Genomic DNA, 11503 nt, shown 5'->3' with positions numbered 1-11503 from the left:
TCCCCCTTAACAGCATGAAATTCGCGTGCCGTTTTTCTCTAATTGTACTAATTTTTCTTTTTGATCTGGTAATTGTTCTAAGATAGATTGTAGTAAAGGATAATGTTCAGATTGTTTATTAAGTGAATAAAAAATCCACTGTCCTTTTCTTTCTTCTTTTACAATGTGCGCATCTCGTAGTTTTCGTAAATGTTGACTTATAGAAGGTTGGCTCATTTGAAAGATTTCTACAAATTCGCATACACAACACGGTTCATCTTCTATTAATTTTAGCATGGTTAATCTTGTTTTATCCCCTAGTAACTTACATACAATAGCGGCTTTTTCTATCTCCACTCCATTCATCCTCTCCTCATTCACAAATATAACTATATAATAATTTACTTATATAAGCAACAGGAAAAACGCCTGTACTATCTATACACAGGCGTCGCAACAATTCTATATTACGTTTTCTTATTTCCTATAAAAGCGATTTTTAATAAGTATCCACACATAAAAATGGTTATGACTAAATAGATTGCGCCAACAATTTTTTGTTCATTAATCAAATAATTATTACATATTTGTATTGGCGTGTCTAAATAGAGCCATGCAAAAAGGCCACACATAGATACTAGTTGTGTATAGATGAATGCTAATGTCATCTCACTTAAGTGACGCCACGACACCTTCCACAAATACCCTATTAGTGGTAATGAAATAAATTTCAAAATCTCTGTATAGGTATTTACAAGTGCATCATCTAGCGTTCGTGGAACCATCCAAAAACTTAAAAGCCCAAGTACAAAAATGATATTACTCCATATATGACGAGTTTTGTACTCTTTCCTATTAGGAAACAACATACCTACAGCATATAGTAACGGTAATTGAACAAACATGTGTGTGACCATATATGATTCTAACACTTCACGACTAATTGGTAATATGAGGAGAAAGTAAAGAAGTAAAGAGAGTCTCATTTCATCTCGCTCCCTAGTAATTCGTTATGCAAAAATGCCTGCGCACCTTCTATATCTTTATAATCAAGTACATTTGTAAGTCGTCCATTCTCATCTACATAATAAAATGCTGAATTATGAGTAAAACCTCCATATTGATCAGGCAAGAAGATGACACCAAATGCGTCAAGCAACTCTTTCAATTCTAATTTATTTGCAATTCTAGCCATTCTCCAAGTCTCTCCATCACTACCGAAATATTGTCGATACGTATCAAGTACTTCAACCGTGTCACGATCTGGATCAAAAGATATAGTGAGAAACATTATTTTCTCATCTAATATTTCTCGCGGAAGTGATTCATATACTTGTTGCATATTTTTTTCTAATTGAGGGCAAACCGTTCCGCAACTTGTATAAATAAATGTTAGAAAGAGTCTCCTTCCTTTTAGTTCATGGAACGTGTACATCCTACCTTTACTATCTTCTAATGTGATAGGCATAATCATTGGCTTTTCTTCAATCAATTTATTTACTCTGGCTGTTTCTTGTGTAAATGCAGTAAAACCATCTGTACCAATCCACCATATTGTTATCACAATGAGACATACTACGAATAGAGAAATACTCTTACTTAACACTTTCATTATCCTATGAATCCTTCGTACTATTCTTGTAAAAAAAATAATTCATAAAATGATAGATAAATATACTTGTTGCAATCATGACAAATATCCCTGCTATTCCTCCAAACAAAGCTGGTCCCATCCATTCTGGTATATGTGTTGCCCATCTTCTTGGTGTACTGATTGCACCTGAAACTAAAAATTGCATGCTTACTAAAAACATAGAAATCAAATAACAGTACAGTGCTGCCCAATCTAATTTCGTTATCGGAATTTGTTTATCTACTTTTGTTAAATAGTACATAAATGCAAATAACATCACAACAGCACCAAGTCCCATATACATATGGAAATGTCCAGGTACCCATTTCGTATTGTGCATCACATGATTCACAACAATCGTAGCGTCTACAATTGCCGGAACGACACCAATTGTCCAACCAAACATCGCGATAAATGTTAGTCCTGAAGCAATATCCCATTTGATACCTGATTTATAAACAATCATCAATGCTCCATATGCTGTAATCACTAATACGGGAAGCCCATTGGCATAAGATAATACTTGACCTGTGATTAACATCCACCTCGGCATCACACTATCCATTAATAGATGGTGCGTATAGATAATAAGCGTAAAAAATGTGGACATTGTCCATGCAATTAAGAAGACTTTATTTGCTTTCCATTGTCTATTTGTGTATTTAGAAAGTAATTCATATACAACGATAACAGACATATAAATAATTGAATTCGCAAACACGTGACCAAATGCATAGGTGAAATTTTTGGCAAGTAAAGGATCAAATGTATACGCCGGATTGATTGTATGAATAATATTCATCATGAGTACAGTAGCTCCGACCAGTAATGCTACTACATCCACAATTGTTACCATTGTTGCAGCAACAATCGCAACATGCGGGGCATCCTTTTCGCTCTTTTTGCCACTTATGATATCCCAACCTAGTCCTTTAGCAAGACTTCCTTGTTTTTTTATAATTGCTCTTCCGATATCTAAAAATAATAGTAAAAAGCCTATTCCGATAATTAACATACCGAATAAATAAAGTAATGCACCGATTGTACCCCATGCTTTAGCTGATAGTGTTGGTAATGGATATAGAAATGTCCAAGCACTTGCATAATCAAATGAAAACACACCAACAATAACCATCACTACACCAATAAGAAAACATATTAAATTAGTAATAAATATCTTTTTTGATAAAACGACATGCTTATTTAAGAAATACCACATGACACCAGATGCCGCTAGCGCACATGCTCCAATCATTCCAGTACCATGAATAGTTAAAAACTGATAAAATGTTGCAGGACCAAGTTGTATGACACCACCTTGTGTGAGTAGCATCATGACACCAAATAACATCATAACAAAAACAATCAATCCTCCAATAAATAAATAATTCGCAATTAACTTATTATTTGAATCTGTCTGCATGTTCATCCCCCTCTACTCTACTACTGTTATCTCGTGTGTCATTACATGATGCGCAAGCCCACAATATTCTAAACATAGTACACTATACGTACCTGGTTTGGTGAAGGTAATATAGACAATGTTTGTATAGGATGGCATTGCTTGTGTTTGTGCAATAATGTTCATTTCTTCATCATACAGCCCGAAACCATGATTGACATCTTGACTAGTAACATGGAACTCAATCGGTTCACCGACTTCAAATTCCGATTGAGAAAACTCCCAACCAAATTGGAGTGCTGTAACATTTACTATAGTAGGATTTTCTTCTTTACTATAAATCGGTTGATCATATGGTAGCTCTCTTAATGTATAAATCGTGAGAATGAACATAAGTACAATTAGTGTGATTCCATAGAAATTACGTGCTTTGTACCATCTTTTCTTAATTCGTTCATATGGTCTTTTTTCTTTTGATTTCATAAATACGTAAAGAAACACAAATGCAACGACACACATAAATACTAGACTAGCAATCCAAGCAACGGTTTGAACCATGTATACGCCTCCTCATTCTTGTAATCCCTTCCATTACTTTATGAAAATACCAAAAGAAAAAGCGTGATAGAAATCACACTTCAGTATATTTTTCTTGACTTTTATGTTCTAATTTAATAAAATTACTAATTAAACTTTTTTATATGTATAGTAAAAAAACGTGGAATATATATGAAGGTATAATGAAGTGGAGTACCTCTCTACTATTTAAAAGATGCCACAAAATTCTTATATAGAATTTTTGTGACATCTTTTTTCGCTTTTGATTCGGCTAGCTCAATCCACCAGAAACTAGGCGACTTCGCTTATCAACTATCAATAAGTCATCATCGGTTCGTTCCTCTCCGTGATTCCTTTATTTCTGTTGATTCACTCCAGTCGCTACGTTTCTGAACGGTGGCTTTCACTTTTGATTAATATTCTAAGGCTTCGTTTAATACTTCTAAATTGCGTTCCATTAATGTGAAGTAATCTTCTTCGTTGGATACATCTTCTTCTGTTAACACAGATATATTGTGTAATTGCAATGATTCAACATTTGCTTCTTCTTGAATGACGCTCGCTACTTTTGGTTCAATATTTTGCTCAAACAATAAGTATTTGATTCCATGTTCTTTTACTCTTTCAATGATTCTTTCAATTTCTTTCTGTGATGGTTCATCTGATGGTGAGATTCCTGAAATAGCCAGTTGCTGTAATCCATAGCTTTGTTCCCAATAACCGTACGCTGCATGTGTAACTAGTATTTCTTTTTTCTTTGCATTGTCAATGGTTGTATGGAAAGAAGTATCTAATTGTATCAACCTTTCTTCTAACTGATGGAAATTCTCTTCAAAATAATCTGTTTGTTCTGGCAATAATTCAATCAATCGTTCTTTTATATTCTCTGCTAACTGAACAGACTTAAGTGGATCTAACCAAATATGTGGATCAACATCACCGTGCTCATGATCACTTTCATGTTCATGACTGTCCTCCTCATGTGCATCACTTTCCTCTATGTGAGCTGTCTCATTATGTGAATGTGCTTCTTCACTTTCACTTTCTGAATTCTCATGATGATGTTCTGTTAATGAGATGCCATCTGCAGCTTCTAAAATCGACACTTCTTCTTGTTTCAATGCATCTTCCATCGTCTTTGCATAAGATTCCATATCTGCACCGTTATAAATAAAAAGGTCTGCTTCAGCAATATCTACCATCATTTTGGAAGTTGGTTCAAAGCTATGTGGATCAGACCCTTGCGGCAAAATTGTTTGTACATTTACAAACTCTTTACCGATTTGTTTCGTGAAATATTCTAATGGATATAATGTTGTATACACAGTAATTGTATCTTCATCTGCTGTACCTTGTTCTGGATTTTCTTCTTGACTACATGCTGTTAACAAGAATATAGTCATACAAAAAATGAATAGTAATAGTTTTCGCATTTTATTTTCCTCCATCATTAAATTATGTATATGATAAATAGTAAAGATTACGATTTACTTTTCATATTATAGCATGAAAAATGATTTTGTAAATAGTAATAGTTACGATTTATTATTTTTGTCATTGTTTGTTCATTGCATTTAGCATTAGTTAATTGTATAGTTTGTATGATAATAATAACTACGGAGGATATAAAATGAAAAAACTATTTATCATTAGTTTGGTTTTATTTTTTATAACTGCATGTGGCAATGAGCAAAATAATGAACATGCAGAGCAAGAAGAGATTAAAGGATTAAAAACAGAATTTGAACTACCAGAAAGCGCAGATGTGAATCAGACAATAGAATTAAAAGCTACTGTCTATTATGGCGAAGATCTTGTAACAGATGCAGATGAAGTAAATTTCGAATACTGGAATACAGAGGATTCAGAAAGTACAACTACTGTAGAATCAACTAATCATAATGATGGCACATACACTACTGAAGTGACCTTTGATGAGCCAGGTACATATGAAATTTACGCACATACGACCGCACACGAACTACATGCAATGCCTAAAAAATCCATTACCATAGAAGGTGAAGCAACAAAAGAGCATGAGCACTCTGTCCAACATGACGAAGAAGAAGAGCATCACCATAATGAGAATCTAATTATAAATATGCAACCAATAGAAACACCACAAATTGAGAAGAATGTATCTATTGCTGTAACACTCACATTAAATGAAGAACCATTAACAGAAGCAAGAGTCCGTTATGAGATATTTAATGAAACAGAAGAAGTACATGAATGGATCGATGCTAAAGAAGAAGAAAACGGAATGTATACCGCTGACCATACATTTACACAACATGGAAAATATACAATAGTTACACATGTCAATAATGAATCAGGACTACACGAACATTCAGAAACAGAAATTGAAGTTGTTGAGTAAATTTAAAAGCGAAAGTACCCGGTAAGAAACGTAGTGACTGGAGTGAAACAACAGAGATAAAGGAATCACGATGAGCTTGCGCATCGATGATGACTTATCGATAGTTGATTCGCGAAGTCACCTAGTTTCTGGGTACTTGAGCTGGATAATACAAAAGCGAAAGTGCCCGGTTAAAAAGGCGACATTAAATTTATTTATTGAATTTAATGTCGCCTTTGTTGGTATGGGTATTAATATGAGTATCTGCCTTTAGCGATAGTTTTCTTGGATGATATCTGGCTTATCACCCTTTCGTTACAACTTATCTACCTATTTCACATACAATTCAGGTGATATGACATGATTTCTCCCTTCTACTCATATCTTTTGGGTGATATTTTTGTTTTGGGAGGTGATATCATGCTTTATCCCCTTTTGGCAGTAACTTAATTTATAGGCTACCTCGTTTTATTATTTAATAAAACGAATAACCATAGGAATACGGTAACGCTCACCTTGATATGCTTTTACAGCAGCAATGATTGTAAAGACAAGTAATAAGATACTAATAATTCCTAATAGTACAAATCCAATTAATATGATTACTAAAATACCTGAAATAATTCCATAAATTGTAAAAGAAATTAAAAAGTTAAAATATTCTTTCCCATGATAATCAATAAAGTCCGACTGATCTCTTTTCAATAACCAAATTAATAACGGTGCTAAAACAGGAAAAAATAAACTCAATACATACAATAACATTGCAAATAACCTTTCATCACTCTCATGCATAGTCAACCGCCTCCTCTTGAATATTTATATGCCTCTATAAGTATACGCACAATATTTATACGTATGTAAATAGAAATAAGTTTCATTAATCGCTATACTGTTTTATATATAATGATAATCAGTGAGAAATATTTCACTTAATAATAACCAGAAGGAGCTCTCATATGCATACACCACTTTATGATTTAATAGGTATTGGTATTGGTCCATATAATTTAGGTTTAGCTGCATTAACGGAAGAGAATACAGATTTACAAACCATTTTCTTTGAACAAAATGGCGAATTCGCATGGCATCCTGGAATGTTAATTGATGGTTCTGATCTACAAGTCTCTTTCTTAGCTGATTTAGTGACATTTGCTAATCCTACTAGTAAATATAGTTTTGTGAATTATTTACATTCACAAAATAGACTCTATTCCTTTTTCTTTTATCACAAACTTGAAATTCCGCGTGAAGAATATGCGGCATATCTTGAATGGGTAGCGAATCAGTTAAATAATTGCTTCTTTAAATCAGAGGTTGTGGATGTCGTTGATCACGAATCTTATTATGAAGTAATCGTCTATCATTGGGATCAACAGGAGCACACATCTTATTACGCTAAGAATATTGTATTGGGTACAGGCTCAATCCCTCTCATACCTATAGATACAGAGAATATCGACGTAGAGTCTGTCTATCATTCTAGCCAATATTTATACCACAAAAAGCATACACTGCACGCAAATCACATTACTGTCGTTGGTTCAGGCCAAAGTGCATCGGAAATTTTTTATGATTTATTAAAATTACAAGATACCTTTGATTATCACTTAGCTTGGTACACTCGTTCACCAGGATTTTTACAACTCGACTCTTCTAAATTAGGACAAGAAGTATTTACACCTGATTATGTCGACTATTTTCATACATTATCATTTGATGCTCGTATAGAGTCTCTTGACCATTTAGGACAACTTCGTAAAGGTATCGATGGTGCAACACTGCAAGCAATCTTTGAATTACTCTACCATCGTTCTGTTCGAAAAAATGTATTACCTGTCACCATCCAACCATTAACAGAAATTAATGAAGTAAATCATCATGACAACGGTCTAAGAGTTCACGCAAAACAATGGCAACAAAATAAGAAAATGACATTTGATACTGACAAACTCATTCTAGCAACAGGATATAAACCAAATATTCCACAATGGTTTTATGATCGGTTTAGTGAAAAAATCAAGTGGGAAAATGATAAACTTTTTAAAATAGATGAGACTTACAAAATCGAATTCCATGATAATAAGCGCTCACACCATTTTTATACATCAACAAATTTGGAACATTCACATGGTACTGGTGCAACGAATCTAGGTCTGGCTGTTCATCGCAATATACGTATTATCAATGAAATTGCAGGGAAACAAGTATATAAACCTCAACAAAACAATTCATTTACAAATTTTAGTGAATAGACTACAGACAAAAAAAATACCTACTCAAATAAAAGCGCATACGTTTGTACGTACGTGCATTTATTTGAGTAGGTTATGCCCGAAAATCGGTAACATTCCTTTCACATAAAAATGATTATATCACTATATTAAATCGTTTACAAGTTCACAGAACTCTATTTTATAACCATATACGTATAAGTTGAAACTTTACATAAAATCAAAAAAGTATCTGATGACATGGAAGAATATTGGTGACGTGTATGTAAGACTGTCTATTCTACTAAGGTATCTTCCTTTTAACATTTCTGCCTTTTCTTTATTTCCAATCAACATATCTCGCTTTAATACAGAAATGGTAAGACTTCCAATAAACCCTGCTACACTTATTAACACCCCTGAAATAATGCCAAATTTCCATGCAAATGGTGTAAAGATGGGATAAATCAAATAACTAATACACGTTGTACCAATCACGCCAAAAATAAAGCCTTCCCATGATATATTCGGATTTGCTGATGGAACAACTTTTCTTTTGCCTAAATATAATGAAATAATGTACTGAATCACATCATTCGCTTGCGTCAAAATAATTAAAAAAAGTAACAAATTCGATCCATACTCAGGTGTAGCAAATTGATAATATGCCAAGTGACTAAGTCCAAATACCATCAACATTAATCCCCATTGTGTTACGCTAACAGAACGGAGAAAACCTATTGTGCCTTTACGGATAATGCGCGGCAATGGTAAGAATAAAAACACATAGACAGGAATAAATACAATAAACATGCCATACCATCCGATATAAATCCAATAATACTGGATAGGAATCATTATGTATGCCCATAGAAATAAACGACGATCTGACTTTCTTGTTTTCATCATCTGAAAATATTCTTTTAATGCAAGATACGATACCCCCATTACAGATAGCAATGAAAGTACTGGACTAACTAATGTAGCAAGAAAAAATATCAGGAGCATTCCCCACCATATCTTCACACGATATTTAATTCCTGAGAAATCTTTATTTGGTTGTTTAATTTTTACAATATAGTACAATAGGGTAGCTGTTACGATAATACATAATAAGATTACTAGATGTTCCATGGCTTCTGACATATACCCTCCCCCTTTTCTTCTCTAAATATTTATTTTACAATAAATTAAGCTGGAATACAGGTAAGAATTAAAATAGAATACTAGCCTTTCTTGTTTAATTCGCTCATTTCTTCCACCAGATATAGAAGGAGAGAAATTTAAACTAATATTGAAACAGTTATGGCAACAAACTATTAACTAAATTATTTAGTATTGTGGAGGTGTAAAAAATAGGATGAGCTCCATTTACATTATGCTATCAGATACAGGTACACTATTTACCACTGTTATTAAAACATATACGAAAGCACCATACAACCATGCATCGATTGCATTTGATGCTTCGTTAACAGAAATGTATAGCTTCGGAAGGAAAAAACCGAATAATCCATTATACGGTGGATTTGTGAAAGAAGATGTACGTAATGGAACATTTAGCAAATATCCTAATACAACTTGTGTGATATATCAATTAGATGTAACAGATAGAGAATTAAAGAAAATGAAACGAGTGTTAGACATATTTATCAAAAATAACCACCGCTTTTTATACAACATTCTAGGTGTTATTGGCGTTTCTTTAAAAGAACCGATTGAATTTAGTAATTCTTATTTCTGTTCTCAGTTTGTTGCTGAAATGTTACATAGAGCAGGGATTAAGTTATGGGATAAGCTACCTGCAATGGTGACACCAAATGACTTTAGACAATGTACACAATTACAATTGATTTATGAAGGAAAACTAACAGATTATGAACCTATCCTAAAAATAAATGAAAATAACATTTCCTATTAAGGTTGAGAATCAATTGAAATGGGTACACTTTTAACAACACATAGAAAGGAATGGCACATTGAAATTACTTAAACTTCTCGCATTTCTTTGTATAGTTGGATTTATCGTATACTTTTTCTATGGTGAAACATACCAAGATGCAGGTCTAAAGGGCGTCCAAGAGGAGATATCCAATGATTTTGTTCAACTAAAAGAGAATCCTAAATTACAAGCAATAACAGATACAGTCAAGCAAGAAATTACATTATTCTATAACCAAATAATGAATAAAGAAAATACGGATACTTCTTTTGAGAATGGCGAAACCGTCAAAAAACCAACACTTCATTCACCAGAGCAACAAGACTTCTCGATTCATAATATTGAAATAGGTGATAACAAATCATTTGTCGAAGGAGAACTGGGGAGCTCTAAACGAATCTCGATGAATGAATATGGCATCAATTGGCATACTTATCACCAAAATTACCAAAACTTTTTGATGGTTGCTTATAATGACAAAGAACAAGTCATTGGACTTTACACTAATCAAGATTTACTCACTTCTTCTTATCATTTAACAATGCAGAACAATCAAGAAGATGTACGCGAAAAACTAGGAAAACCAATTGAAGGCATTAGAAAAGGTTTTACGATATATCAGACAGCACACAACAATGAATATGACACATATCTCTTTGATCAGAATTATGTAACTATTTTTTATGATTTACATCAAGAGAATAAAATAACTGGCATTCAAATTATCACGGAATCAATGGAAAAAAGAAAAGATGGTTTTTATGGAAAAGCATCAGACCAATTACGAAACGGTTTAGAGTATCAATTGTTTGATCTGACAAATGCGAGTAGAGTCGTACATGGAAAACCTATCTTAACATGGATAGATGAAGCGCAAGAAACAGCACGGGCACATAGTAAAGATATGGCTGTCAATCAATATTTCTCTCACGATAATTTAAGAGGTGAATCCCCATTTGACCGTTTAACCAATGATGGTATCTCGTATAGAACAGCTGGTGAAAATTTAGCATCTGGTCAAACAAGTAGCATATTCGCCCACGAAGGATTAATGAATTCAAGTGGTCATCGAAAGAATATCCTACACAATGATTTCAAACAACTCACAGTCGGAGTAGCCTTCGACGATGAAAACAAACCATACTACACAGAAAATTTTATAACAAAGTAACAAAAGCGGAAACTCCCGGTTAGAAACGTAGCAACTGGAATGCATCACTTGAAATAAAGGAATCACGATGAGCTTGCGAATCGATGATGACTTATTGATAAGTGATTCATGAAGTTGCCTAGTTTCTGGGAGTTGGAGCTGGATGATACAAAAGCGGAAACTCCCGGTTAGAAACGTAGCAACTGGAATGCATCACTTGAAATAAAGGAATCACGATGAGCTTGCGAATCGATGATGACTTATTGA

General features: G+C 33.5%; 12 protein-coding genes. 4 read left to right on the top strand and 8 right to left on the bottom strand.

The features are described 5' to 3' along the window. Nucleotides 1–6: 6 nt before the first annotated feature. The 6 genes from ACFOZ1_RS03755 to ACFOZ1_RS03730 form a co-directional block, all read right to left on the bottom strand. Nucleotides 7–345: an ArsR/SmtB family transcription factor gene (locus tag ACFOZ1_RS03755; RefSeq protein WP_390196043.1), complete on the bottom strand. Its 339-nt coding sequence runs from the start codon at nucleotides 343–345 to the stop codon at nucleotides 7–9. Between the two features lie 101 nt (nucleotides 346–446). After that, nucleotides 447–965, bottom strand: a complete 519-nt coding sequence (locus tag ACFOZ1_RS03750; protein WP_390196040.1) for a hypothetical protein — start codon at nucleotides 963–965, stop codon at nucleotides 447–449. Further along, nucleotides 962–1591 (bottom strand): SCO family protein, encoded by a 630-nt coding sequence (locus ACFOZ1_RS03745; protein WP_390196037.1) that lies wholly within the window; start codon nucleotides 1589–1591, stop codon nucleotides 962–964. Before ACFOZ1_RS03745 ends, ACFOZ1_RS03750 begins: the two co-directional genes overlap by 4 nt. 4 nt (nucleotides 1592–1595) lie before the next feature. Beyond that, nucleotides 1596–3035 carry a cbb3-type cytochrome c oxidase subunit I gene (locus tag ACFOZ1_RS03740; protein WP_390196033.1) on the bottom strand — a complete coding sequence of 480 codons (1440 nt, stop codon included), beginning with the start codon at nucleotides 3033–3035 and terminating at the stop codon, nucleotides 1596–1598. Nucleotides 3036–3047: 12 nt separating this feature from the next. After that, nucleotides 3048–3572: a cupredoxin domain-containing protein gene (locus ACFOZ1_RS03735; protein ID WP_390196030.1), complete on the bottom strand. Its 525-nt coding sequence runs from the start codon at nucleotides 3570–3572 to the stop codon at nucleotides 3048–3050. A 413-nt stretch (nucleotides 3573–3985) separates the two neighbouring features. Next, entirely contained in the window at nucleotides 3986–5005 is a 1020-nt protein-coding gene (locus ACFOZ1_RS03730) for a metal ABC transporter solute-binding protein, Zn/Mn family (RefSeq protein WP_390196027.1), read from the bottom strand. Between the two features lie 197 nt (nucleotides 5006–5202). Between ACFOZ1_RS03730 and ACFOZ1_RS03725 the strand changes: the two genes are divergently transcribed. After that, a complete protein-coding gene (locus ACFOZ1_RS03725) occupies nucleotides 5203–5952 on the top strand; it encodes a FixH family protein (RefSeq protein WP_390196024.1) in 750 nt (249 codons plus the stop codon). A gap of 450 nt (nucleotides 5953–6402) precedes the next feature. Here ACFOZ1_RS03725 and ACFOZ1_RS03720 read toward each other — a convergent pair whose 3' ends face one another. Further along, the gene (locus ACFOZ1_RS03720) at nucleotides 6403–6726 is read right to left on the bottom strand and encodes a DUF4870 domain-containing protein (protein WP_390196021.1); all 324 of its coding nucleotides are present in this window, start codon (nucleotides 6724–6726) and stop codon (nucleotides 6403–6405) included. Between the two features lie 164 nt (nucleotides 6727–6890). On the opposite strand from ACFOZ1_RS03720, the gene ACFOZ1_RS03715 reads away from it, so the two are divergent. Then, on the top strand, nucleotides 6891–8186 hold the full coding sequence (locus tag ACFOZ1_RS03715; protein ID WP_390196019.1) for a lysine N(6)-hydroxylase/L-ornithine N(5)-oxygenase family protein: 1296 nt from the start codon (nucleotides 6891–6893) through the stop codon (nucleotides 8184–8186). 189 nt (nucleotides 8187–8375) lie between these two features. Here ACFOZ1_RS03715 and ACFOZ1_RS03710 read toward each other — a convergent pair whose 3' ends face one another. Then, on the bottom strand, nucleotides 8376–9290 hold the full coding sequence (locus ACFOZ1_RS03710; RefSeq protein ID WP_390196017.1) for a phosphatidate cytidylyltransferase: 915 nt from the start codon (nucleotides 9288–9290) through the stop codon (nucleotides 8376–8378). Between the two features lie 214 nt (nucleotides 9291–9504). On the opposite strand from ACFOZ1_RS03710, the gene ACFOZ1_RS03705 reads away from it, so the two are divergent. Next, nucleotides 9505–10065 carry a hypothetical protein gene (locus tag ACFOZ1_RS03705; RefSeq protein ID WP_390196016.1) on the top strand — a complete coding sequence of 187 codons (561 nt, stop codon included), beginning with the start codon at nucleotides 9505–9507 and terminating at the stop codon, nucleotides 10063–10065. A gap of 58 nt (nucleotides 10066–10123) precedes the next feature. Continuing rightward, nucleotides 10124–11257 (top strand): CAP domain-containing protein, encoded by a 1134-nt coding sequence (locus tag ACFOZ1_RS03700; protein WP_390196013.1) that lies wholly within the window; start codon nucleotides 10124–10126, stop codon nucleotides 11255–11257. Nucleotides 11258–11503: the final 246 nt, after the last annotated feature.

The organism is Gracilibacillus marinus (genome assembly GCF_042651725.1).
GTDB classification, from domain to species: domain Bacteria; phylum Bacillota; class Bacilli; order Bacillales; family Amphibacillaceae; genus Gracilibacillus; species Gracilibacillus marinus.
This window is presented reverse-complemented; position numbering and strand designations above follow the sequence as displayed.